The sequence below is a fragment of the Bacillus gaemokensis genome (genome assembly GCF_001590835.1).
GTDB classification, from domain to species: domain Bacteria; phylum Bacillota; class Bacilli; order Bacillales; family Bacillaceae_G; genus Bacillus_A; species Bacillus_A gaemokensis.
The window spans coordinates 1,000,841-1,025,787 of the sequence record NZ_LTAQ01000001.1; the positions used below are offsets into that span (position 1 = coordinate 1,000,841).

Below are 24,947 nucleotides of genomic sequence, written 5' to 3' on the forward strand. Positions count from 1 at the left end.
CTTTGTTTTTCCTTTTCCTATTCTGCGCTTTTTCAGCATGATCTGCTATTGGTTAACATTACATTTACCTTACATTTTTGTAATATACAAAAACACCATCTATACCATATACATAAAATACAGCAAAAATGGTGTTTCACTTTTTATTTTCAGGAGCTTAATCTTCTTTCGGAAGAACAATTCCTTTATATAATTGAACTGTAATGAAGTAATAAATTGCGTAAATGACTACGAAAATCAAGATTGGAAGCCATACGCGGAAATACGGATCAATTAAAATGAACGAGAAGATATTCATACCAACTAATACATGGGCAATACCTACGATTGCTGGAAATAAGAATACTAAGAATAATTCTTTATAGATTGACTTCGTTAATAGCTCACGGCGAACACCGATTTTACGAAGCATTTGGTATCGCGTAACATCGCTTGATGCACCTGAAAGAATCTTAAACATTAAACAACTTGCCATCATCGCTAAGAAAGCAATTCCTAAGAAGAATCCCATAAATACTGTTCCACTGGCAATTCCATAAAACCCAGTATACAATTGGTTCTTACTTTGCAAAGATTCTTCTTTAACATTTTTATATTTAACTAGTTGCAACTCGTCAATTTTTTCCCACTCTTTTTTGTACGTTACAAAATCATCTGTTTTTCCTAGTAATGCAATGCCCTCTTTACCTTGCAAACCATCGTACATTTTTTGATCTACAATTTTGATTGTTTGATCAGGGTGTACATAGAATGGTTGAATCGTTCTTAATGCACTATCCCATTCTTGTGGAATCACATTATCAGATTTTTCTTGACCGGAACTCGAAGTAGCACCTACTGGTAATTCTCCAGAAGCTCGTTTCACTTTACCAATATCTTTCATCCCTTTAACATCTTTTAAATCTTGTACTAAAGGACGACTTTTCTCTAAGTCTTCTTTTAAATAATAAACAAATTTATCGTCTGTTTTGTAACGATATTCATTTTTCTCTTTAAATGTAATTCCATCTAAAATTTTCTTTTCTTCTGCTGTTGGGTTATGAATTCCGACATCATAAATTGCAAAACCATCGACAGTAAGCATAACGTTATTTTTGAATGCCATACCGCCTGAAATCGCACCTGCTCCTAGAGCAACTAACATCGCTACTGTTGCAAGTACCTTTGTTAAGCTATTAATACGGAAGTTTAATTGTGCAAATGTAAAAGCATTAAGTCCTTTTTCAGTACGTTTTTTATTACTTTTTAGCTTTTTAATAATAAGCGGTAGAAACGTACCAAATAACATGTAAGTTCCTGACGTTACGGTAATTAATGCAATAATAATCCCGATTTGCGCCAACTTATCCATGTAAACCATAGAAGCATAGCCGATTGCTAGTAGAATAATTCCAACGAATGCAGCTACAACAGTCTTTGCTCCTTTTACAGAAACACGGTCTGTTTTTGAATCTGCATGTACAAGTTGCAGAACTGTAATACGTGATAATTTGATACTATTCATAATTGCTGATAAAACAAATAGTACTAAGAAGAAAATACAAGTAACAATCATAGATGGAACATAAAATGCATGATAGCCACCTGCAGTAAACTCAAGCTGCTGCATAAGTAACTTACCAATTACTTGTGCTAGTCCCACACCAACTGCGATACCAACTACAAGAGATGCCGCTCCTAATACAATTGTTTCAATAAACATAAGCATTGTAACCTTATGTTTTTTTGCTCCTAACATCATATACATACCAAATTCTTTTTGACGAAGTGATAGCAAGAATGAATTCGCATATAAAATATAGAAAAATGTAATGATTGCTAATAGTACCGCACCAGCATGGAATACGAATTGAATACTGCTAATTACAGAATTCGCTTCAATAAACGCTTTATTCAACGCTAACGTTTGGAACATGTAAAAAATTGAAATGGACATGACAAGACCAACAAGTAAGACGATGTAATCTTTCAGCTTACTTTTTAGTCCTGACATAGAAAGTTTAAATAACATGCCTGATCCTCCTTTCTTATGCTTTTTGTGTACCTAAGTCTGCAAGTACATCTAAAATTTCTTTATAGAACGCTTCACGCGTACCACCGCGGTGAATCTCTTTATATAACTCGCCGTCTTGAATGAATAAAATACGCTGACAGTAACTCGCGCTATATGGATCATGAGTAACCATCATGATTGATACACCTTGCTCTTCGTTTAAGTTTGTCATCGCATCTAAAAGACTCGTTGCATTTTTAGAATCAAGCGCTCCTGTTGGCTCGTCTCCTAAAATGATTGCTGGTTCATGCACAAGTGCACGCGCTGCTGCTGAACGTTGTTTTTGTCCACCAGAAACTTCAGATGGATACTTTTGAAGAATTGCTGAAATTCCTAACATTTCTGCTACCTTTTCTACTTTCGGCCCAATCTTACGAGATGGAACACCTTGAAGAGAAAGTGGCAACGCAATGTTTTCATAAATTGATAGGTTTTCTAATAAGTTAAAATCTTGAAAAATGAATCCTAATTTTTGAGAACGGAAATCAGAAAGTTCTCCTTGTTTCATCTTCGTAATATCCGTACCAGCAATTTCAACAACGCCGCCCGTTGCTTTATCTAACGTTGAAATTACATTTAGTAACGTTGTTTTCCCTGAACCAGATGGTCCCATGATTCCAACAAATTCACCCTCTTGAATCGAGAATGATACACCTTTTAAGGCGTGCGATTGGCTTTCGCCCTTTTTCCCGTACACTTTTTGGACGTTTTTTACGTCTACAACTGGTTTGTTCATCGTTATCCTCCTATATTTGTTTTTCCGTTTTCTATTTTGCGCCTTTTGGAAGATATCTGCTATTGGTTAACATTACATTTACCTTACATTTTTGTAATATAAATAAAAAAGCTGAGTTTATATAGACTCAGCTTTTCTACGCATTAACCTTTTAAAACAAACTCATTTCCTTCATTATCTTTAAAGATAGAGAACGTTCCCCAAGGCATTTCATTTGGCTCTTGCGTAAATTCCACGCCATTCTTCTTCATTTTTTCATATGTTTCTGTAATGTTTTCTGTTACGAATACGATTGATGCTTTTAACTCATTTGCATTCGGCATCATTGTTTTTGGATAGATAACTAAGTGAGAACGAGTGCCTTTTGGCCCTACTTCAATCCAGCTCGCATTTGGTCCCATTGGATCATTACGGTATACTTCAAATCCCGCTTTCTCTGTCCAAAACTCAAGTGCCTTTTGTTGATCATCTACGTAAATCGCTACTGTACCGATATGTGCAATCATTGTTTATTCCTCCGTTACTCTTCTTACTTAAAACTTAATTATAATGTGGAGATTCAAAAAAGCAAAAAACTGCTCCACAAAAAAGCAGTTTTTCCAATATCTTATTTCTTCAAAGGCGTAACCGTCCAATACGTAATTACGCGCCAAATCCATTCAAGTGGTCCCATCTTGAAGAATTTCATCCAAATGAAACTAAAGACAATTTGAATTACGTAAATTACAATACATACGTATAGAGTCTGCATATACGTAAGGTTTCCTGTAAAGTTAAACATACTACCTGCGATTAAAATCATTGCAGTTTGCCCTACATAGTTTGTTAATGCCATGCGGCCATAGTACTTAAGTGGCGCTAGCAACGTTTGTACTAGTTTTGTTTGTAATAATAAAATTAATAATCCTACATAAAATGCGGAGACAATCGGTCCAACAGCGATACCAATAGTCATAAATTCATTTGCTTGGTCCATATTTGGATCATCCACGCCACCTAAAATCACACTCTCAAATGGTAAGGCAGGTACTTGTTGATATTGATACCATAAACCAATTGCACTTAAAATAAACATCACTGCTGTAAACATAGCAACTTGTGTTGTTTTCTCTCTAATGTTTTCAAACACGCAGTATTGTCCAGCTGCAAGTCCTAATAAAATTAATGGAATTGGTAAAAGTGTCTTTGCTCCTACAATCCCAATGATGATTGCTAAAACAATACCTATCACTAAGTTGATTCGTTTGTTTACTTTATAAAACGGTAAGGTAATCAATCCACAAATCGCATAAATCGTTAATGCTTCTCCTGGCTGGAACATAAAGTGAATAACTCCAAAAACAAATAATGCCACTAACCTACGTAAAAACAGAACATATCCATTTTTCCCTTTCGCAATGGCTCTTGTAATAAAGATATAGAACCCTACTCCAAATAAGAATGAAAAGATTGAGAAGAAACGACCTTCTACAAATAAGTATAAAAATCTTTGATAGCTTGCATCAACCGTATTTGGATCTGGTGTTTTGATATTAAGTAGTGCAAGAATATTTACTAAAATAATCCCCAGTAATGCAAAGCCACGAATGTAGTCTAACTCGTCAATTCGTTTGTTTGTAATATTTTTTTCCACGCTACAACTCCCTATGCTAGTTTTAATCCTCCCTTACTTTACTGGAAAAGTAAGATTAGGCCTATCTCATAGCCTTACAGAAATCTTACATTTTTGTAAGGTTACAAAATAAAGCCAGGTCATATTGCGACCTGGCTTACTCTGATTGCTTCGATTTTTGTGGTTGTCCTTTTTTACGATTACGCTGCTTTGCTTCAACAACTGGATCGAGTTCATTTGAAAACTCAGCGTTATGTCCATTTTGCGTTTTTTGCTCTGGATTGTTTTGATCTGAACGCTTCGCCATTTCTTTCACTCCTTATTAGTGCGGTGTAACAATCATTTGATGCTGTAATTGACGAACTGCCATACGTGCACGGTTTAACTGTTCACGCTGTTCATCATTCGCATGTTGTTGCATAATTTGTAAATCATTATACGCTTGCTCTAATTGTAATTGTGCATCGGAGTATTCCATTGTGTTGTAATGCTCTTGTCTACTTCCGATATCTAATTGCTCTTTTGCATATTCTATCGCTTGCTCTGCTTGTGTAATGTACGCTTCAAGTGATTGACGCTCTGCCATTATATAGCCTCCTTGCCTTTAGTTCCCCTTTAGTGTGTCCCTTCCATATCAACCTTATGAGTGTGTTATAATGGATTTTGTTTTTATATGTACGCTCTTAGATTTAGGAGGAATATAGGCATGAAGGTTCAAAACCCTTTTCCATATACAAATGACAATAAACGTTACCATACATGGAACTACCACCTGCGAAAAGAGTTCGGTGAAAAAATCTTTAAAGTTTCATTAGATGCTGGTTTTGACTGTCCGAACCGCGATGGTACAGTCGCATATGGCGGTTGTACATTTTGTAGTGCTGCTGGTTCTGGTGACTTCGCTGGTGATCGCCGCGATGATGTTGTAACGCAGTATCATGAAATGAAAGAAAAAATGCATTCGAAATGGAAAGATGGAAAGTGTATCGCTTATTTCCAAGCGTATACAAATACGCATGCTCCAGTCGAAGTGTTAAAAGAAAAATTCGAACCACTTTTAGCTGAAAAAGACGTTGTTGGTCTTTCCATCGCAACTCGTCCAGATTGCTTACCTGACGATGTTGTCGAATATTTAGCTGATTTAAATAAACGTACGTACCTTTGGGTCGAACTTGGACTACAAACCGTTCATGAACGCACAGCGAATCTTATTAACCGCGCTCATGACTATCCATCATACGTCGAAGGTGTAAACAAACTTCGGAAACATGGCATTAAAGTATGTTCCCATATTATTAATGGTCTTCCTCTTGAAGACTACGATATGATGATGGAAACAGCTCGTGAAGTAGCGAAGCTTGATATCCAAGGAATTAAAATTCATTTGCTTCATTTATTAAAAGGAACGCCAATGGTGAAACAATATGAAAAAGGACAATTAGAATTCCTTTCTCTTGAAGATTACGTAAATCTCGTTGTAGACCAACTTGAGATGATTCCAGCAAATGTGATTGTGCATCGCATCACCGGTGACGGTCCTCCTGACTTAATGATCGGTCCAATGTGGAGCTTAAATAAATGGGAAGTATTAAATTCCATTGACGCGGAATTTGTACGACGCGGAAGCTGGCAAGGAAAATATGCAACCGAGGTGAAACCAGTATGAAATTAGAACGTGTACTACCATTTGCACGCACATTGCTGCAAACAGCTGTCAAAGAAGACGATTATGCCGTAGATGCAACACTTGGTAACGGTCATGATACTTGTTTCTTAGCAGAGATTGTTGGAGACAATGGAAGAGTATTTGGATTTGACATTCAGCGTGAAGCGATTGAAAGTTCTGCCGCTCGCCTAAAAGAAAAAGGATTAGAAAAACGAACTGTTCTCGTTCATGATAGTCACGATACTTTATTAGCGGTATTGCCAGAAGAGGCAAAAGGAAAAGTAACTGGAGCTATTTTCAACTTAGGTTACCTACCTGGCGGTGACAAGCATATCGTGACAAAACCAAACTCAACAATAGCTGCCATCGAACAATTATTAGAAGTAATGGCACCAGAAGGCATCATTGTCCTTGTCATTTATCATGGGCATCCAGAAGGACAAGTGGAGCGCGATGCTGTTCTGCAATTTGCCGAAGAGCTTGACCAAAAACAAGCGCATGTACTTCGTTACGGATTCATTAACCAACAAAATAACCCGCCATTTATTGTAGCAATTGAAAAGCGCTAAATATATCGGCGCTTTTTTCAATATATCGACCGTTCGACAGAAATCGATAAAAAGACGTGCACATATGCATGTCTTTTTTATTGTCTCAAGAATAAAACCTACCATATAATGGATATATAAATTCTAAACAGAAGGAAGGCCATTATTTTGTTATTAGAACTAAAGGAGATTACAAAGAAATATGATAAGCAACTTATACTAGAAAACATTCATTTATCTATTCCAAAGGGACAAACAGTTGCCATTATCGGCGGAAATGGTACCGGAAAAAGCACTTTACTCAAAATGATTGCTGGATTTATTGCTCCTACAGCAGGAACAATCGAAAAACAATTAGATATGAAAATCGGATATGTACCTGAGCATTTTCCAGAAGACATTCGTTTTACGCTCGAAGATTATTTGTACCATCTCGGCCGTATTCAAGGTCTATCGAAAGAGTATTTACAAAACAAAATCCCTTCACTACTAGAAACTTTTCATTTACAACATGCCCATCATTCCATTATAAGAAATTTTTCCAAAGGAATGAAGCAAAAAACTGGTATTATACAAGCACTCCTGAGTGCTGTTGATTTATTAGTTTTAGACGAACCTCTTTCTGGACTTGATCCAAACTCCCAACAAGAACTTGAACATATACTCCTTACCTTAAAAGAGCAGGGCCTTACCATTCTCTTCACATGTCATGAAAAACAACTATTAGAAAACTTTGCTGACCGAATCGTAACATTAGCTAACCATACCATTACAGCGGATAAACTTTTAACATCTGATACACTCCCGACAGAACACATCTACATAGAGACAACTGTACCACACACATTTTCTATCTCAGAATTACAGAAACAATCTGGCTACATACATGTTACATATAACGAAGACCAAAACCTTATTCAATTACAAATTGAAAAGACTTGTACAAATGACATACTTCAATATTTATTACATAACAACGCGTCCATCACATTGCTACAACCTAAATTCCTAAACCGAAAGAAGGATCTCTATGATTGCACTCATTCGTTACAATTTTCTTGATTATACAAAGTCGTACAAGTATGTTCCACCAATTGCGATGTATATCGTAAGTTTACTTTTTGTCTATACTTACAAACCAAATCCAATTGTTGCAACGTATTTAGAAACTGCACTTACGCTCTACTTACTTTCAGCTTGGATTACGATTACACTATTTCATACAGAAGATCCTGTTCAGGAACAAATTACGCTTTCTCATACAAAAAAAATACTAGCTTTATACATTGGTAAATATGTAACAGTCTTGCTCATTTGTAGCGTTCTATCTCTCATATCTGTTATATATCCAATTGCCTTTCAGATGTTTAAAGAAAAAATAACAGTCTCATTATTTATCACGGGTCTCCTTGCACACATTTCTTTATCTATACTTGGTATTTCCATCGCAACATTATTTACAAGAAACATCATTAAAAAAGCAAGTACAGCTTGGCTTAGCCTTTCTTTTGTATTACTTATAACAATTGCGTCCATTCGTCTCAAAAAAGAAATGCCGGAATTATTATGGTTTTTTCCACCTATCGACAGTTTTATGATGCTTGCACAATATGAGCACCATTTGCTTGTTCACGTGCTCCGGCTTACTGCATGGGCATTTGCATATTCTGTTGTATTAATAGGAGTGTTTCTTTATCTTGTTCGAAAAAGAAGGAACATGTAGATCGGAACAAGAATTTCTAAATTTAGATTAATAAATTAGGGGGATTTACAACGATGATCGGAATACTAGCAGGAATGGGTCCAAAATCAACAGGTCCATTCGTTGATACAGTAGTTGAACAATGCCAAAAGATATACGACGCAAAGCACGATATGGATTTCCCACATATGATGATTTATTCCTGTCCAACACCTTTTTATATGGATAGACCGATTGATCATAAAGCTATGGAGAGGGCTATTATAACTGGCGCACAAAAACTTGAAAGTACAGGTGTTGATTTTATCGCCATGCCATGCAATACAGCGCATCTATATTTTAATCAGTTACAAGACTCGGTTTCAGTTCCCATTTTAAATATGGCAGATGAGACGATAAAAGAAATACCAAATCATGTGAAAAAAATAACCCTTTTAGCAACTGATGTGACCGTTCAATCTGGCATCTATCAAGATGGGATTTCAAAACGCGGTATAGATTATATACATAAAGACAACTGGCAAACGGATATCACTAAAATAATATCAAAAATAAAAGCAGGAAACCTAAGCGAAGCAAGTGAATTATGGCATACACTTTGTATAGAATTAGCTGAAGCAGTAGATGCCGTTATTATAGCGTGTACAGATTTGAATGTTGTATCGGGTGCAGAAATACATAACCTTTGCTTTGTGGATTCAGCGTCTTGTCTTGCGAAGGCGGTTGTCCATAAATATTTGTCTATTCGATCATAAATTACATACTAATCCCTCACGCCGCTAAATATATCAGCGTTTTTTGCATTATATCGACCGTTTCTTCAAATATATCGGCGATTCGACACAACATATCGACCGTTCGACAGAAATCGATAGAAAAAGACGTGTAGCATATACACGTCTTTTTCCCATGCCCCCTAATACTTTTAATTTTTTTCACAATTCTCTCAAAATAATCACACTTAATATCGATATATTAAATAGGTATTTTATTCATACAAGGAAGGTTAGGGGAATTATAATATGAAAAGTAATCGATCGCTTCATTACATTTTCTGGAGGTGGCATTTTTACGCGGGTCTCTTTATGACACCACTTCTTATTACTTTATCACTCAGCGGAATTGGTTATTTATTTCGAGAGGACGTTGAAAATTTTATTTATAAAGATTTATATTTCGGAAATAGCCAGCAAATGGAATCTCTGTCCATGACTGAATCCGTTTCACTAATAGAAAAGAAATATCTCCATTATAACGTTACGAAAATTAGTTATTTTAAAGATGCTCACAATACAAGACTAACAATGGCAAATGAATATACAGGTGACCAAAAATATGTTTATTTAGATAAACATAACCAAATTGTTGGTGATCAAAATGCGAATGAAACATTCGCAAATATAATGCGAGAACTACACAGCTCTCTGCTAGTTGGCGGAACTGTTGTGAACTACTTAGTCGAATTAGCCGCTTGCTGGACAATCTTTTTAATTGTAACTGGTTTATATATGAGTATAAAACGGTTCAAGAACACTCCGATATCAAACGCCAGGGAGCGATCCAAAAGATTTCACAGCATCATCGGGATTATATTTACAATTCCACTCATTCTTTTAGTACTAACAGGATTACCTTGGTCCGCTTTCATGGGAAAACAAATTTATAACGTAGCAACTTCCAATGAATCACTGGGTTATCCGAAATTATATATGGCACCGCCAGAATCTAAATTTAAAGAATTACCATGGGCGACTAGACAAGAAACGCCTCCACAATCAAATGTAACTGAGCAGGTCGCTCTTTCAATCGATGACCTAGAAAAGAAGATTCAAATTGAAAAACCTTATGTAGTTTCATTACCAAGTGATCCAAAAGGCGTATTCACAGTTTCAAAATCTAGCGGTTCTGGTATTACAGGAATGCACGTATCACCGAACGAAGAAATCACTGCTTATTTTGAACAATATAGCGGCACTCTCATTTCAAAAATTGACTATCGTGACTATGGATTATTTGCACAGTGGTTCTCCTATGGTATCCCGCTTCATGAAGGACATTTATTCGGATGGCCCAACAAAATATTATGCTTACTTACAACTTCATCCCTTTTATTCCTCATTTATTTCGGGGTTAAAATGTGGTTAGCAAGAAAACCAAAAGGGAAGCTAGCGGCACCACCAAAACAAAAAGATAAGAAAAGCATATTCGCTTTCATACTTATTATGATTCTATTAGGTATTGCAATGCCTTTATTTGGTTTATCTGTGCTTATCATTTTCATAGTTGAATTTTTACTATATCTATTCTCTAAAATAAATCGACATCAAATATAAAAAAGCATGTGTACAAGTTTTCTTGTACACATGCTTTTTATTTATGACTCAATTTTTTCTTTTTCTCACAAATTAAAAAGAAAACATCACCAATAATAATAATCCCTATAATAGCCTGAGCTACATAATCCATTTTCGTTGGGCCACCAGCTCTATTCATCATTATGTATATTCCAATAATGAATGAGATAGAAAGACAAAACATGCTACGATGGTATATCAGCGATTTTTGCATTATATCGACCGCTTCTTCAAATATATCAGCGATTTTTTCGATATATCGGCGATTCGACACAATATATCGACCGCTCGACAAAAATCAACAAAAAAGACGTGCACGAAATGCACGTCTTTTTCTATTTCATCACTGCGCCATTTTCTTTCGGTACATCTTCCCGTTCCAATAGAAGAATCGTGAAGTGAAGCCTCCGTATTTCACAATGCGCCGTGCCATATGTTGCATATTCTTTTGCTCTGATACCTTTTGATCTGACAAATAAATTCCGAGTAGCCCGCGGCTAATAAGACGATGAAACTTCGCATGAGGTAAATCCCCAATGCTTCTTTCTGCTTCTTTCACAAAATGCTTCATTCGCTCTAATATGGTTTGCTCATTCTCATAATAGCTACAGAAATTTAAATCCCCACCAATTCGATCTTCTTCTTGATCAATGAAATAATCAAGTAAAATATGAAGGCCTTGTACGTAAGGGAAATAACCTTGTTTAATCTTCGCAATATCTTCATCAAGTAATTCATCATGAAACGCATACGCCACGAGACAAAAGATGCCAAGTGTTGATCCTGCACATGCTGAAAATTCAAACCAGCTCATTGGTGGTACATTTTCCTTGTGAGCCTCAAACCATGTTTGTAAGCGTGGTTCTCGCTCTTCTAATTTCACATGCTTATGAATTTGCAAATCACAGTAATAACAAGCAAGTTCATGAAGAATGGGAGCAATCTTATCATAATGCTTTGTCTTCCTTAGTACGTCTTGACATGTTTCAACAAGCTCATCTAAATAACCACCGTCATCCTGATCATCACGATAACGATAGTAATTACTTCCTTCACTTTCAGGCGTTAGTGCTGTTAACATCGATTCATGCAATGCCGCAAAATCATTCGGATCAAGCGATGTACTACGGTCACATAAGTTATCTAAGTAATCACTAATCGTCTGATACGCCACAATAAAACGAATACATTCCTCTCGGTGTTCATTAGCAAGCAGCGCTAAAATACCACCACCTTCACAATGAAACGTTTTATTCTCAATACTTGCAATGGCTTGACTATGAAGCTCGTCATTCGGAATATGGTAGGCACGCTCTTTCCACATCGCTAGCTCATGGTGTACAACCGGAAACACATCACGGTATACTTTCGCCATGAGCGTTATGGGATTACTCGGTACGTTCACTTCTTCCTTCATCTCCTCTATTAAATGTCCAAATCATTATTTATTTGTTTCTATTATGTTATTTACATGTATTTCAGTAAATGCTTTGATATAATTAAAAATTTCATCTCGCTCATACTCATTTAATAACTCATGATAACAGTTTGACCATTCTTTATATGCCTTATCACTAACCTTTAAGTTATCAAACCATTTACGGACACGTGTTTTATCTACAAGTTTATCCTCACATGCCTGCATTAGCAAGAGCGGAACGTCTGGAAATTCATCTATTTTTTCATGAGCAATCTGGATAGATTTTATCAATTCACTATACCAACGAACTGACACCTTGCGCAAGAACAATGAATCATTTTCCATCGCATCCCGAACTTCTTTATTTCGCGTTGACATTTCTACTGTAAGATTAGTTTGAAATTGGAGTTTCGGCGTGAAGATATTTAGCACCTTTGAAATAGCACGGAGCGGAGCGGCAGGTGTGGCTAAGGCTCCTAAGCATGGCGAGCTTAATATAATACCATCTATATCATCCCTCTTCGTTTCTTCCATCATTCGAATGACAACAAGACCGCCCATACTATGTCCAAATAAAAAAATAGGTAACCGATACTTTCTTGCTTCTTTCACCCATAATTTTATTTCTTCTATATATTCATCAAATGAGTCAATATGTCCTCTATTTCTTGAAGTCGTTCCATGAGCTGGAAGGTCTCCCATGACAACATGATAACCAAAATGATTCCACATTTCTGCAATGGCCTCGTAACGTCCATGATATTCCATCGCACCGTGTACAATCACAATTACAGCTTTTGCTGCTTCTGCTTCATAGTTCCACATACGAAACTCCTCCGTTTCACTCTTTTTCATAATTTGATACACTAAAGCTAGTTTCTAGGAAAGGAAGATTTTACATGATATATCCTTACAAAGATAAAAATCCGAAAATTGCGAGTAGTGCTTTTATCGCTGACTACGTGACGATTACAGGCGACGTCACAATTGGCGAAGAATCAAGTATTTGGTTTAACACAGTTATTCGTGGTGATGTTTCTCAGACAATTATTGGAGATAGAGTAAATGTACAAGATCAATGTACACTTCACCAAAGTCCAAAGTATCCCCTTATTTTAGAAGATGATGTTACTGTTGGACATCAAGTTATTTTACATAGTTGTACCTTAAAAAAAGATGCTTTAATCGGAATGGGATCCATTATTTTAGACGGCGCTGAAATTGGTGAGGGTGCATTTATCGGTGCTGGCAGTTTAGTTTCACAAGGGAAACAAATCCCGCCTAATACACTAGCGTTCGGTCGCCCTGCAAAAGTCATCCGTGAATTAACAGAAGAAGACAGAAAAGATATGGAACGTATTCGCAAACAGTATGTTGAAAAAGGGCAGTACTATAAATCCCTGCAAAAATAGTTTCAATCGCTGCCACCAAAATGGCAGCTTTTTTAATTTGCATCCACACATTTTCTTTACAAAACCTTATTATTCCCTCAATAAAATCTTATTAAAATAGAAGAGAATATCTCAATATATATGTAAATGAGGGGGAAAGAGTTCATGAAAGTTAGACCCGTCAACTCCTTATATAGAATAGAATGTTACATTTTCAAAGGAATTAATCGTTACTTTGATCAAAAAACATTAAATATCTTTTTCCGTACCGTTACACATATTGGTGGTGCAACCTTTTCTATCTCGCTAGCGCTGTGCTTTCTTATCTTTTCAAAAGATTTCCTACATGATGCAGCAATTGCGGCCGCATGTTCATTAGCTATTAGCCATATTCCAGTACAGATATTAAAAAGATGCTATCCGCGGAAACGACCTTATTTAACAATCCAAGATGCAAAATATCCACTGCATCCATTAACGGACCATTCTTTCCCGTCTGGTCATACAACAGCCGTTTTTTCTGTTTTCGTTCCATTTATTTGCTTTAATCCAAGCCTGATTTTTTTGTTACTTCCAATCGCAATTATTGTTGGAATTTCGCGTATTTATCTTGGGCTTCATTATCCATCTGATGTATTTGTAGGTATGTGCCTTGGTACATGTTCTGGCATTATCTCTTTTTATCAATTCATTCCACTTTTCATGTAAAGGAGAGATTGGATGAGAGTCGCCATATTTACTGATACATTTACACCGCAAGTAAACGGTGTTGCGAAAACATTAGATCGTTTAACTCGCTATTTTCAAAAACAAAATATCGCTTATTCTGTGTTTGCGCCGCAGCATACAGCAGAAGATAACTTCGTAGCAAATGTGAGTAAAATGAGAAGTATCCCGCTGAAAATATTGTATCCAGAATGCCGCTTTGCTTTTCCTACCCCGCGTATTAAAAGGGATCTTCTTAACTTTCAGCCTGATATCATTCATATTGCTACTCCTTTTAACATGGGGCTGTGCGGCTTGTATTACGCTAAAAAACTAAATATTCCACTTGTCGGTTCTTACCACACTGATTTTGATGCGTATTTGCAATATTATAAAATCGAATTTTTCTCCAATATGCTATGGAACTATTTGAAATGGTTTCATAGTAGTATGCAAAAAAACTTTGTTCCTTCTCCTGAAACTTTACAGCAATTAACCCAAAAGGGATTTCAAAATTTATATATTTGGGGACGTGGGATCGACTGTTCCCTCTTCCATCCAGCTTACAATAAAGACCTATTCCGAAAAAAATATAATATTACCGCTCCTTTCATTCTTTCCTACGTCGGACGGATCGCACGTGAAAAAGATATTGAAACGCTTCGTACACTTATTCATACAACAATAAAAGAACGTAGCGATGATATTCATTGGCTCATTGCTGGAGATGGCCCCCTTGCTGCAGAATTACATGAAACCGTACCACCAACAAACGTGACCTTTACAGGATATTTGCAAGGAGAACACTTAGCAGAAGCGTATGCCTGCTCTGACATTATGGTGTTTCCATCAGCTACAGAAACATTTGGCAATGTCGTTCTTGAATCTCTCGCTTGCGGGACACCAGTAATTGGTGCGAATAGCGGTGGTGTAAAAAATATTATCGCAAACGGAAAAACAGGTTTCCTCTGCGTACCAAAAAACACGGACTCATTTTTGTCTTCTATTTATCAATTACTAAATCATAACGAACTGCGGAAACAAATGAGTGCAGCAGCTTGTATCTATGCCGCTACACAAAGCTGGGATGAGATTTCCAATGATTTATTGGAACAATATGAAGACGTGTTGCATCAAAATAACGCAGAATTACTTGCCTAATAACTAGAACCACCTAGCTAGTCAGTAAAAAAATCACAAGGACATTTTCTTGTGATTTTTTAATTGGAACAGCAATAATATTTCCTAAAATATAAATATTCCAATTCAAAACTGTTGCATTGACTGAAAAAATCTTGCATGATAATATTTTATTGAACGGTCAATCAAAAAATTAATCATTCAATCAAAATGGAGGTTTTTTTATGAATAACAGTACTGAAAACAAGACGAACGATATAGCCCCAAGTTGGTTACTTCCTTTTCTGCCTTTCATTAGTGCAATTTTTGGAGGTTCCTCCCTATGGTATACTTGGTTTAAATATAGTGATAGAATATACCAACCTGAATTTTATTGGTATGATTGGATAAGACCTATCTTGCTTGTAATTATGGGAATTCTTCTTCTAACAGCAACTTTATTGTTCATTCTAGATAAATCATCTGCAAACAATATGTGTAAGCTCGGATTCTCAATGATTCCATTTATTCTCTTTTCAAATTTAGTTATTTTTCTATTTAAAATAAGCAAAAAGGCTTTCGATTACATGATCCAAGGAAATAGGATCCCTTCTTTTAACATCTCTTATCCAAGTCCAATCGATAAAATTATACTCATTGCATTAGTGATGATAATCGTTAGAAAAATTCTCACTAATGGACCGAAAACTAAAAACAGTAATTGAGGCGATATACATGAAAGAAGAACATAAATCTGAAGGAAAACAGTCTTTTATAGCCGAAGCGAGACGCGTACAAATTATTGAGGCAGCCATCCGAACGCTGGATGAGATTGGGTACGTAAAAGCGAGCCTTTCACAAATTGCCAAAAGAGCGGGTATTAGTACGGCACTCATTTCCTATCACTTTCAAGATAAAGACGATTTAATGAATCACCTGTTAATGAAACTTTTAGAAAGTTCGAAAGCATATATTTTAGAACGCGTACAACGAGAAAATACACCTGGGGAGAAACTTAACACGTTCATTGTCGCTAGCTTAGCTTACCAAGGTACACATCACACTCGTAATGCTGCTTTATTAGAGATTATCTTTAATGCAAGAACGCCCGATAATATTCCATATTATAAATTAGATGATGACGAAGAAGATCCAATCATGTTTGAATTACAGCAAATACTACGTGACGGGCAAGAAAAAGGAGAATTTGGTGACTTCCATATAGGTGTCATGGCGAATATGATTCAAGGTGCGATTGGCGAATATATGCTAAACACCCCTCTTACAAAAAAAGTCGATCTCGAAACATACAGCAGCGAACTCGTTACGATTATTAGTAAAACAACAAAAAAGGTATGACTGCATAATGTCATACCTTTTTCTTATTAAGTAACTGTCTATACTCTTCTTTTGTATTTACATTAAAAAACCATTCTTTCGGAGCATTCAATTCGTCTCCTATCACATACTTTACATTACACTGTGATAAAAGTTGGCCCATACTTCGCTTTTCAATCTGTAACAACGTATATATTTTCTCTTTCACGCTCTGGTGATACGCTGCTAATAATGGCTGTTTCCGTCCATCTATAATTGGTACAATTACCTCGTATTTATCACTAATTTGTCCTACTAAACTCGTAATCCACTCACTTGAAACGTTTGGTGTATCACAAGGAGAAACGATATACCACTCTGCTTCAATGTGTTCCATCCCCGATACAATACCAACAAGCGGTCCGTCTCCTTGATAAGAAGGAACATCTTCTATAACAGGAATTTCTACTAAATTAGTAATTCTTTCTTTTATATCAGGATGACTGACCAGAACGACATCTTGTAAGGCATTCTGCACCACTTTAACAACATGTTCAATAAAAGTATGCCCTTGCCAACTTGCTAATGCTTTTGGTTCACCAAAGCGCCTCGACATTCCACCTGCTAATACAATTCCAGCTATTTTTTTCATTGCCGATGTAGCTCAAATGTAACGTGCCCTAACTCTGGTAAAATCAATTTATTCATCGCAAGGCGAACTGCACCGCTAGAACCTGGCATCGAAAAGACAACTTTCCTTCCAATTGTTCCGCCAATTGCCCTACTTAACATCGCAGCGCTTCCGATATCTTCTAAATAACTAATCATTCGAAACAACTCACCAAAGCCAACGATTTCCTTATCTAATAATGCCGAAACAGCCTCAATCGTCACATCACGCTTTGTAATACCTGTTCCTCCGTTTGTTAATACAACATCAACATCTTCTTGATGATAACCAGATAATACAGCCTCCTGAATACTTTCTTTATCATCTTTCACAATTTCATAAGCTTTCACCTGATGCCCAGCTTCTATTAATAATTCTTTTAATAACGTACCACTCTTATCTGTTTCTTCTGTACGTGTATCAGAAACCGTAATAATTTTACAACGCACTTCTTTCGGTGCTTGCTTTTTATGTTCTGTTACGCTCATTCTTCTTCTCCCCTTCTAATGAACTACTTATCATTTTATCATATTGCATAGAAACTCTATTAAATAAACGAAGTATCATGATACAATATAAGTATAAATAGACATAAAAAGGAATTTTTTATACTTCAAACTTTATTTTATCAACTAAAGAGATCAGTATCGTAGATTCCATTTCTAATTCTCTTCATCATATTCCAAATCATTGCTTATAGCTTACATATTAAATTTTTTAAAACTATACACCTTCATGTCAGACGGCTCCGCCCGTTATTATGTAACAAGTACTGCTATTCCCCTCGCGCTTGCCTATTTATTTAATTAGATTTGGAAACGTACAAAACATTCTAATGCACACTAAATAAATTTTCATAATTAGGAGGTTCATTCATGAAACTTTATCAAAAACTCACAACAGTATTTATCCTTCTATTTATCGCTTCCATCAGCTCTGGGATGGCGTTAAAGGATGTTGTCCCATATTCAGCAATTGGTGGCTGGGGATTTGCAACGCTATTTTTACTATGCAGTGCCTTTTGTGCCGGAAAAGCACGTCAAAGGAAAGGGTGATGAACAATGTTTCGTAAAAAGCCAATACTTTGTAAGGCGTGTGATAAAGAAATAGAAACGTATGAAAAAGCATGGATTCATATGCCATTTCCTGCAAGCGGGATGACAAATATTAAGAAGTATATTGAGCTTGAAGGAGAAGTGTATTGTAGTGCATGTGCTGGAGTAGTTGAAAAGCGAAATAATGAAGTGAAACTTGAATAAGTGGGGGCTTTATCTCCCACCTAACTTCTTTGCTTTCAACGGACTTTGAGGTGGGGGTATTACTACCCGGAAATAGTGGAATAAAAATAGAAAAAGCTTTGCGTCTTCGCGCAAAGCTTTTTCTTCCTATATTATAGACCAGCTTGCTCTTTTAAAGCTGCTGCTTTGTCTGTACGTTCCCATGAAAGGTCTACATCAGTACGTCCAAAGTGGCCGTAAGCTGCTGTTTGTTTGTAAATTGGGCGACGTAAGTCTAACATTTTGATGATACCAGCTGGGCGAAGATCGAAGTTGTTACGAACTAGTTCTACTAATACGTCTTCAGATACTTTACCTGTCCCGAATGTATCAACTGAAATTGATACTGGCTGTGCTACACCAATTGCGTATGCAAGTTGTACTTCTGCTTTCTCAGCAAGACCAGCTGCTACGATGTTTTTCGCAACATAACGAGCTGCATATGCTGCAGAACGGTCAACTTTTGTTGCATCCTTACCAGAGAATGCACCGCCGCCGTGACGAGCATATCCACCGTAAGTATCAACGATAATTTTACGTCCTGTTAAACCAGCATCCCCTTGTGGTCCACCGATTACGAAGCGGCCAGTTGGGTTAATAAAGAATTTCGTTTCTTCATCCATTAACTCTGCTGGTACTACAGATTTGATTACGTGTTCTTTTAGGTCGCTATCGATTTGTTCCCATGTAACATCAGGGTGATGCTGTGTAGAAATTACAATTGTATCAACGCGAACTGGTTTACCATTTTCATCATACTCAACTGTAACTTGTGTTTTACCGTCTGGACGTAAATATTCTAATGTTTCATCTTTACGAACTTCCGTTAAACGACGAGCTAATTTGTGAGCAAGTGAGATTGGAAGTGGCATTAATTCTTTCGTTTCATTACATGCAAAACCAAACATTAAACCTTGGTCTCCTGCACCAATTGCCTCAATCTCAGCGTCAGTCATTTGACCTTCACGCGCCTCTAACGCTTGGTCAACACCCATAGCGATGTCCGCAGATTGCTCATCGATAGATGTTAAAACTGCACAAGTTTCTGCATCGAATCCGTATTTTGCACGAGTATAACCGATACCTTGAATTGTTTCACGAACGATTTTTGGAATGTCTACATAAGTAGAAGTCGTAATTTCCCCCGCTACCAATACTAAACCAGTTGTTACTGTTGTTTCACAAGCTACACGTGCATTTGCGTCTTTTGCTAAGATCGCATCTAAAATTGAATCAGAAATTTGGTCACAAATTTTATCTGGATGTCCTTCAGTTACAGACTCAGATGTGAACAGATGACGTTTTTTTGTCATGTGGTAAACCTCCCTACAGTAGTTGTATATATTGTACGGAACTCATCCTTAATTTGCCACAAACTGCGACATTCATATATTCTCCCACACAAGTATAAAGAAAAACCTTTCCTATTATATAGAGGAAAGGTTTAATTTGCTACTTGCATACTGCTTTTTGCCCTTTGCTCTTATCGTTCGAGACCATTAGCCTCGCACAGGTTTTAGCACCTATTCACTTGTTTTTACCATACAAGTGAGGTTGCTGGGCTTCATCGGGCCTGTCCCTCCGCCAGCTCGGGATAAGAGAGTATCCGTCCCAACCTATACTAAAGAAATGATATTTATTTGTCAATTAATATTCACACTTTCTTACAAGTTTTTCGCATTTTGTGCCGAATGAAATATAAATAAGAAAATAATACATTCACACAAACAAAAATAAATAAATAGTATACATTATTTATATGATTGTGTTATACTCTTGGTGGGGATTACGAGAAATATTTCATTAATTGAAAAGGATGGTATATAAATATGAGTACTGTGAATGTCCAAATTGGTTTACATGAATTACTGAACGGGAGCAATGCACAGATTCAACTAAGCGTTCCACAATTAGTGGAAAAGGTGTTAATGAGAAATGAAGGGAAATTAACTTCTACTGGTGCAGTTTCTGCTTCAACAGGAAAATATACAGGACGTTCTCCTAAAGATAAATTCATTGTGAAAGAAGATTCGGTTGCAGATAAGATTGCTTGGGGACCTGTGAATCAACCGATTTCTGAAGAACATTTTAATAAATTATATACAAAAGTATTAGAATATTTAAAAGAAAAAGAAGAATTATTCGTATTTAAAGGGTTTGCTGGTGCTGACCGTAACTATCGTCTTCCAATTCAAGTTGTTAACGAATACGCATGGCATAATTTGTTCGTACATCAATTATTTATTCGTCCAACTGAAGAAGAGGAAAAAAATCATGAAGCTGAGTTTACAATTGTTTCTGCACCAAACTTTAAAGCAGATCCAGCAATTGACGGCACAAATTCCGAAGCATTTATTATGGTTTCCTTTGAAAAACGCATCGTATTAATCGGTGGTACTGAATACGCTGGAGAAATGAAAAAATCTATCTTCTCCATTATGAACTTCTTACTTCCAGAACAAGACATTCTTTCTATGCACTGCTCTTCAAACGTAGGTGAAGAAGGTGACGTAGCATTATTCTTCGGTTTATCTGGAACAGGTAAAACAACATTATCCGCTGATCCAAACCGTAAATTAATCGGTGACGATGAGCATGGCTGGTCGGATAACGGTGTATTCAATATTGAAGGCGGTTGCTATGCGAAATGTATCAATCTTTCTGAAGAGAAAGAACCACAAATCTTTAATGCAATTACATTTGGATCTGTATTAGAAAACGTTGTGATTGATAATCACACACGAATCGCAGATTATAACGATACAGCATTAACAGAAAATACTCGTGCTGCATACCCAATTCATGCGATTGATAATATCGTAGTGCCAAGTGTTGCAGGACATCCAAATACAATTATTTTCTTAACTGCTGATGCATCTGGTGTATTACCTCCAATCAGTAAACTAAACAAAGAGCAAGCTATGTATCATTTTTTAAGCGGTTACACTAGTAAACTAGCTGGAACAGAGCGCGGTGTTACATCTCCACAAGCGACATTCTCTACTTGCTTCGGTTCACCATTCTTACCACTCGATGCATCTCGCTATGCTGAAATGCTTGGTGAAAAGATTGAGAAACATGATGCAAAAGTATTCTTAGTGAACACTGGTTGGACTGGTGGCGAATACGGCGTTGGAAAACGTATGAACTTAGGTTACACTCGCGCAATGGTACAATCTGCATTAAACGGCGAGCTTGATAACGCTGAAACAGTGAAACATGACATCTTCGGCCTTGAAGTACCACTTCATGTACCAGGTGTACCTGATGAAGTATTACTTCCTGAACAAACATGGGCTGATAAAGATGCTTACAAAGCAAAAGCAATTGAGCTTGCAGGCAAATTCAAAGAAAACTTCAAAAAGTTCGATAGCGTTTCTGACAACATTATCAACCTTGGCGGTCCAATCGCTTAAGTTTCACCTTTACTGCTTGAATGACCCTTTACTCATATGAATAAGTGTGTTGTAACCAAAAGTTTCGCGTACTCACCGACAAAACCCAATGCGGCTTTACAGGTTACACATACTTACATAAAAAAGAAGCTTACGCTAAAAACGTAAGCTTCTTTCTTTTCTATATATCCATTTTGATTTTCCAACATATAAGTCGCTGCTATAAAAATAAATGGGGATCTCCACTCTTTTCTCTCTTTATTTTCACATGGCATGGGGCGAAAAAAGGACCTGTCCGCTTCTATCCATGGTCGGATGCTCTCTCCCACCTAAAAGAAACGGTTTTTGTATTTATCTATTTCTTCTCATCTTTCATACTGTAATACCCTAAATTAATAACAATTAAGAAATAACCACCCATAATACCAACAGCAAATGCCCACATTACCATATGATGCTCAATCTCATACATAATAATTGCACCGAGTATCGCTGCTGCAAAGCGATTAAACATACCGAGCGTTGGTGCCTTCGTCTTTTTTACAATACTATCTCCAAGCTTTTCAATACGTCTTCCTAAAATCCAAACACAATACATACTAACAACCAATCCAATTCCTACACCTAAAAAATGTGCAGAAAAAGGTGTCATTGCCCAGCCTAAAAGCATTATGCCTAGCAAATAATACATTTGGATTTTAAAAGCCTTTAGTGACATACTAATCATGCAATTCCCCTTTTCCATTATCATCTTATCTACATATCATCAGACTTCATCTGTTACATTCAAAGTGAAAACAACATACATACTGTTTTTATATTGTTAAAATATTTTTCAGAAATAATAATTATACAAGATTTTTAATGTAAAGGCAGGATTTTTTGTGACGTTTTTGCAAACATTTTTTCATAGATTTACAAAAAATTGATATCAATCTATAAATATCTGGATATGATGTAGTAAGTACACAATAAAGGGGGGCATCTAATGATTTATTTTTTAATGGCTCTCATTCATTTCATTGTCCCTGCACTTATAGGGGTAACTTTATATTGGTACACAAAAAGACATAGTATCTTCTATGCTGTCCTCGGCGTTCTTCTCCCTGGCATTATTCTCATTGCACTATTCCGCATGCCATTTCTCAACCTAATTCCACTTATTACTGCTATTTTATTTCTCATATTTTTGCCGAAAATAAAAAAATAGGAAAGCAGATCATGATTGATCTGTTTTCCTATTTTGATATATGTTCTGACGCGACAAGTTCTGCTTCAAATTTTTCAGACTTTACAAACCATAACCCGAGAAAGATAATTACTCCTCCAATGATTTGCTGTAGCGAAATCTGCTCCTTCGCCCATGCTGCCGCAATCATACGCAGTGCTGTAAATTCAATTGCTGTGAACTCCTCGAGTCCGTATTTTGCGATCGTATAATTTATACCCCAAATGATAACAACAATTAAAAATAATAATTCAATTCCCCATTTTCTCATGTCCAATCCCCTCCACAAAGATAACTATACAGAAAATTCAATCTAACGCGCATTTAATTAACTGAAAAACTTCATAAGAAAAAGGAGCGTGCGATGCGCTCCTTCTTTATTAGCTATACTCGAATATGAAGTTTCATGTTTGGATTATAAAATTGACTCGGGCTTTTCAATTGAAAATGCCCCCCTGATTCATGTAAATCAACAGTCAACTTATCATCCATAAAAACAAGCTTTGTTCGGTCTGCGATAAACTGTAATTTGTTTGATTCAATGTCTACATCACGTTCATCTTTTTCTGATACAGCCACTAAATCGATAATCCCACTCATCACACAGCCGCATCCTTCATTATCATAAAATAACTTTATATAATTCGCTTCACTTGGAATCGTATCCATAATCTTTTTATATGCTACATCTGTTACAGTAACGTACATATACCGTTTCCTCCTACCTCTATACATAGTTCTTATATTGTACCATTCTTTTTATGGATTCTATCCATTTGTTGTATACAGAAAATTAAGACTAATATACAATATATGTGATAAAGGAGGATATATTATGCCAGATTTAAAAGCAGTACAACACGCACTAGATCATTTATTCCAACTTGAAAAATATGAAAAAGACAGTGCCTTCAGTCGCTTTATTCCAGCTGTATATGATCCAATCGATTTCCCATGGCAACAATTTTTTGAAGCAGATTTTGTAGATACCTTTAACGGACTTATGATAAAAGGCGCTGAAACTGTAAACACAGTCTTTTTAGCTGTATTCCCAACAGATGATGTCCTTGAAAAATTCATCTCACAGTCCCAGCCAGGCGATTTACTTTTTATGCATCATCCAATTGTAATGGAATGCGGTGACCCTCTAGGGAAATCTGGAAGTGGATTTGTACCAATTCCAGCTCATTACTTACAAGCTATACAAGATAAAGAGCTTTCTATTTATACATGCCATGTCCCAATGGATCATCATCAAACATACGGGACAAGCGTTGCAATTGCAAAAGCATTAGATGCTACTGTAATTGATGGATTTGCTTATGATGGCAAAGATATACCTTGTGGACTCATTTGCGAAATACCTGAAACGACAACACAAAATCTCGAACAACATCTAAAAGAACTCTTCCATATTCCATATGTAGACTTCGAAGGAAAAAACCATGATTCTATCAAAAAAATTGCACTTATCGCTGGATGTGGTGATAAAGTAGATTTACTTAAAGAAGCCGAAGAAAAGGGCGCTGAGGCCTATATTACTGGAGAAATTCATTGTCATATTGATAATGAATACGGCAGGTACAAATATTCACTAATTATGGATTATGTAAAAGAGACAAATATGTCGCTCATTGGTGTATCACATTCAGCTTCTGAATATTTAGTGAAGAAAACATTAATGCGTGATTGGTTTATAGCAAACTTTGATGTAGATTTAGTTTTGCTTCCGCAGAAAAAGTGGTGGTATTAAA

The 24,947-nt window shown here is 36.4% G+C and carries 30 protein-coding genes, 1 pseudogene and 1 riboswitch; of the genes and pseudogenes, 16 read left to right on the forward strand and 15 right to left on the reverse strand.

What is annotated here, in order from left to right; genetic code table 11:
* Positions 1-157: 157 nt before the first annotated feature.
* From AZF08_RS05280 to AZF08_RS05305, 6 genes are all read right to left on the reverse strand, one after another.
* On the reverse strand, positions 158-2,011 hold the full coding sequence (locus AZF08_RS05280; RefSeq protein WP_033674319.1) for an FtsX-like permease family protein: 1,854 nt from the start codon (positions 2,009-2,011) through the stop codon (positions 158-160).
* Positions 2,012-2,027: 16 nt separating this feature from the next.
* A complete protein-coding gene (locus tag AZF08_RS05285; protein ID WP_033674318.1) occupies positions 2,028-2,789 on the reverse strand; it encodes an ABC transporter ATP-binding protein in 762 nt (253 codons plus the stop codon).
* Between the two features lie 143 nt (positions 2,790-2,932).
* On the reverse strand, positions 2,933-3,295 hold the full coding sequence (locus AZF08_RS05290; protein WP_033674320.1) for a VOC family protein: 363 nt from the start codon (positions 3,293-3,295) through the stop codon (positions 2,933-2,935).
* A 101-nt stretch (positions 3,296-3,396) separates the two neighbouring features.
* Positions 3,397-4,422, reverse strand: a complete 1,026-nt coding sequence (locus AZF08_RS05295) for a DUF418 domain-containing protein (RefSeq protein ID WP_033674321.1) — start codon at positions 4,420-4,422, stop codon at positions 3,397-3,399.
* A 136-nt stretch (positions 4,423-4,558) separates the two neighbouring features.
* Positions 4,559-4,708: a hypothetical protein gene (locus tag AZF08_RS05300; RefSeq protein ID WP_017153776.1), complete on the reverse strand. Its 150-nt coding sequence runs from the start codon at positions 4,706-4,708 to the stop codon at positions 4,559-4,561.
* 15 nt (positions 4,709-4,723) lie between these two features.
* Positions 4,724-4,987, reverse strand: a complete 264-nt coding sequence (locus AZF08_RS05305; protein ID WP_033674322.1) for a YtzC family protein — start codon at positions 4,985-4,987, stop codon at positions 4,724-4,726.
* A gap of 120 nt (positions 4,988-5,107) precedes the next feature.
* On the opposite strand from AZF08_RS05305, the gene AZF08_RS05310 reads away from it, so the two are divergent.
* The 6 genes from AZF08_RS05310 to AZF08_RS05335 all read left to right on the forward strand — a co-directional run bounded on the left by AZF08_RS05310 (position 5,108) and on the right by AZF08_RS05335 (position 10,650).
* On the forward strand, positions 5,108-6,067 hold the full coding sequence (locus tag AZF08_RS05310) for a TIGR01212 family radical SAM protein (protein WP_033674323.1): 960 nt from the start codon (positions 5,108-5,110) through the stop codon (positions 6,065-6,067).
* Positions 6,064-6,636, forward strand: a complete 573-nt coding sequence (locus AZF08_RS05315; RefSeq protein WP_033674324.1) for a class I SAM-dependent methyltransferase — start codon at positions 6,064-6,066, stop codon at positions 6,634-6,636. The genes AZF08_RS05310 and AZF08_RS05315 overlap by 4 nt, the downstream gene beginning before the upstream one ends.
* Positions 6,637-6,783: 147 nt before the next feature.
* A complete protein-coding gene (locus tag AZF08_RS05320; protein ID WP_033674325.1) occupies positions 6,784-7,677 on the forward strand; it encodes an ABC transporter ATP-binding protein in 894 nt (297 codons plus the stop codon).
* A complete protein-coding gene (locus tag AZF08_RS05325; RefSeq protein ID WP_033674326.1) occupies positions 7,646-8,338 on the forward strand; it encodes a hypothetical protein in 693 nt (230 codons plus the stop codon). Before AZF08_RS05320 ends, AZF08_RS05325 begins: the two co-directional genes overlap by 32 nt.
* A gap of 53 nt (positions 8,339-8,391) precedes the next feature.
* Positions 8,392-9,072, forward strand: a complete 681-nt coding sequence (locus tag AZF08_RS05330; RefSeq protein ID WP_033674327.1) for an aspartate/glutamate racemase family protein — start codon at positions 8,392-8,394, stop codon at positions 9,070-9,072.
* 267 nt (positions 9,073-9,339) lie between these two features.
* Entirely contained in the window at positions 9,340-10,650 is a 1,311-nt protein-coding gene (locus tag AZF08_RS05335) for a PepSY-associated TM helix domain-containing protein (protein WP_033674328.1), read from the forward strand.
* A gap of 37 nt (positions 10,651-10,687) precedes the next feature.
* On the opposite strand, the gene AZF08_RS05340 is transcribed toward AZF08_RS05335, so the two are convergent.
* The 3 genes from AZF08_RS05340 to AZF08_RS05350 form a co-directional block, all read right to left on the reverse strand.
* The gene (locus tag AZF08_RS05340) at positions 10,688-10,945 is read right to left on the reverse strand and encodes a hypothetical protein (protein ID WP_407639461.1); all 258 of its coding nucleotides are present in this window, start codon (positions 10,943-10,945) and stop codon (positions 10,688-10,690) included.
* Positions 10,946-11,014: 69 nt separating this feature from the next.
* Positions 11,015-12,076: a tetraprenyl-beta-curcumene synthase family protein gene (locus AZF08_RS05345; RefSeq protein ID WP_033674329.1), complete on the reverse strand. Its 1,062-nt coding sequence runs from the start codon at positions 12,074-12,076 to the stop codon at positions 11,015-11,017.
* Between the two features lie 36 nt (positions 12,077-12,112).
* Complete coding sequence (locus tag AZF08_RS05350) at positions 12,113-12,916, reverse strand: alpha/beta hydrolase (RefSeq protein ID WP_033674330.1); 804 nt, start codon at positions 12,914-12,916, stop codon at positions 12,113-12,115.
* A 74-nt stretch (positions 12,917-12,990) separates the two neighbouring features.
* Between AZF08_RS05350 and AZF08_RS05355 the strand changes: the two genes are divergently transcribed.
* From AZF08_RS05355 to AZF08_RS05375, 5 genes are all read left to right on the forward strand, one after another.
* Positions 12,991-13,503 carry a gamma carbonic anhydrase gene (locus AZF08_RS05355; RefSeq protein WP_033674331.1) on the forward strand — a complete coding sequence of 171 codons (513 nt, stop codon included), beginning with the start codon at positions 12,991-12,993 and terminating at the stop codon, positions 13,501-13,503.
* A gap of 144 nt (positions 13,504-13,647) precedes the next feature.
* Positions 13,648-14,190: a phosphatase PAP2 family protein gene (locus tag AZF08_RS05360; RefSeq protein ID WP_033674332.1), complete on the forward strand. Its 543-nt coding sequence runs from the start codon at positions 13,648-13,650 to the stop codon at positions 14,188-14,190.
* A 12-nt stretch (positions 14,191-14,202) separates the two neighbouring features.
* On the forward strand, positions 14,203-15,348 hold the full coding sequence (locus AZF08_RS05365) for a glycosyltransferase family 4 protein (RefSeq protein WP_033674333.1): 1,146 nt from the start codon (positions 14,203-14,205) through the stop codon (positions 15,346-15,348).
* Between the two features lie 203 nt (positions 15,349-15,551).
* Positions 15,552-16,031 carry a hypothetical protein gene (locus tag AZF08_RS05370; protein WP_033674334.1) on the forward strand — a complete coding sequence of 160 codons (480 nt, stop codon included), beginning with the start codon at positions 15,552-15,554 and terminating at the stop codon, positions 16,029-16,031.
* Positions 16,032-16,041: 10 nt separating this feature from the next.
* Positions 16,042-16,665 (forward strand): TetR/AcrR family transcriptional regulator, encoded by a 624-nt coding sequence (locus tag AZF08_RS05375; RefSeq protein WP_033674335.1) that lies wholly within the window; start codon positions 16,042-16,044, stop codon positions 16,663-16,665.
* 10 nt (positions 16,666-16,675) lie between these two features.
* Here AZF08_RS05375 and AZF08_RS05380 read toward each other — a convergent pair whose 3' ends face one another.
* Together AZF08_RS05380 and AZF08_RS05385 are read right to left on the reverse strand one after the other, a co-directional pair.
* Complete coding sequence (locus AZF08_RS05380) at positions 16,676-17,275, reverse strand: molybdenum cofactor guanylyltransferase (protein WP_033674336.1); 600 nt, start codon at positions 17,273-17,275, stop codon at positions 16,676-16,678.
* Positions 17,272-17,781: a MogA/MoaB family molybdenum cofactor biosynthesis protein gene (locus AZF08_RS05385; RefSeq protein ID WP_033674337.1), complete on the reverse strand. Its 510-nt coding sequence runs from the start codon at positions 17,779-17,781 to the stop codon at positions 17,272-17,274. The genes AZF08_RS05380 and AZF08_RS05385 overlap by 4 nt, the downstream gene beginning before the upstream one ends.
* A 387-nt stretch (positions 17,782-18,168) precedes the next feature.
* Between AZF08_RS05385 and AZF08_RS05390 the strand changes: the two genes are divergently transcribed.
* Together AZF08_RS05390 and AZF08_RS05395 are read left to right on the forward strand one after the other, a co-directional pair.
* Positions 18,169-18,348 (forward strand): hypothetical protein, encoded by a 180-nt coding sequence (locus AZF08_RS05390; protein ID WP_033674338.1) that lies wholly within the window; start codon positions 18,169-18,171, stop codon positions 18,346-18,348.
* A 6-nt stretch (positions 18,349-18,354) separates the two neighbouring features.
* Positions 18,355-18,552, forward strand: coding sequence for a hypothetical protein (locus AZF08_RS05395; protein ID WP_033674339.1), 198 nt, complete (start codon positions 18,355-18,357; stop codon positions 18,550-18,552).
* A gap of 131 nt (positions 18,553-18,683) precedes the next feature.
* Here AZF08_RS05395 and metK read toward each other — a convergent pair whose 3' ends face one another.
* Entirely contained in the window at positions 18,684-19,883 is a 1,200-nt protein-coding gene (gene metK, locus AZF08_RS05400; RefSeq protein WP_033674340.1) for a methionine adenosyltransferase, read from the reverse strand.
* A 167-nt stretch (positions 19,884-20,050) separates the two neighbouring features.
* Positions 20,051-20,171: riboswitch (SAM riboswitch) on the reverse strand.
* A 228-nt stretch (positions 20,172-20,399) separates the two neighbouring features.
* On the opposite strand from metK, the gene pckA reads away from it, so the two are divergent.
* Entirely contained in the window at positions 20,400-21,986 is a 1,587-nt protein-coding gene (gene pckA / locus AZF08_RS05405) for a phosphoenolpyruvate carboxykinase (ATP) (protein ID WP_033674341.1), read from the forward strand.
* Positions 21,987-22,320: 334 nt separating this feature from the next.
* Here pckA and AZF08_RS05410 read toward each other — a convergent pair whose 3' ends face one another.
* Entirely contained in the window at positions 22,321-22,692 is a 372-nt protein-coding gene (locus AZF08_RS05410) for an ATP synthase subunit I (RefSeq protein ID WP_033674342.1), read from the reverse strand.
* A 261-nt stretch (positions 22,693-22,953) separates the two neighbouring features.
* Between AZF08_RS05410 and AZF08_RS05415 the strand changes: the two genes are divergently transcribed.
* A complete protein-coding gene (locus AZF08_RS05415) occupies positions 22,954-23,175 on the forward strand; it encodes a hypothetical protein (protein WP_033674343.1) in 222 nt (73 codons plus the stop codon).
* Between the two features lie 154 nt (positions 23,176-23,329).
* On the opposite strand, the pseudogene AZF08_RS29660 reads toward AZF08_RS05415, so the two are convergent.
* A pseudogene (locus AZF08_RS29660) lies at positions 23,330-23,464 on the reverse strand (EamA family transporter); the annotation flags it as partial.
* Between the two features lie 113 nt (positions 23,465-23,577).
* Positions 23,578-23,901, reverse strand: a complete 324-nt coding sequence (locus AZF08_RS05425) for an iron-sulfur cluster biosynthesis family protein (RefSeq protein ID WP_033674345.1) — start codon at positions 23,899-23,901, stop codon at positions 23,578-23,580.
* A 127-nt stretch (positions 23,902-24,028) separates the two neighbouring features.
* Here AZF08_RS05425 and AZF08_RS05430 point away from each other — a divergent pair, with 127 nt between their 5' ends.
* A complete protein-coding gene (locus AZF08_RS05430) occupies positions 24,029-24,946 on the forward strand; it encodes a Nif3-like dinuclear metal center hexameric protein (RefSeq protein WP_033674346.1) in 918 nt (305 codons plus the stop codon).
* Position 24,947: the final 1 nt, after the last annotated feature.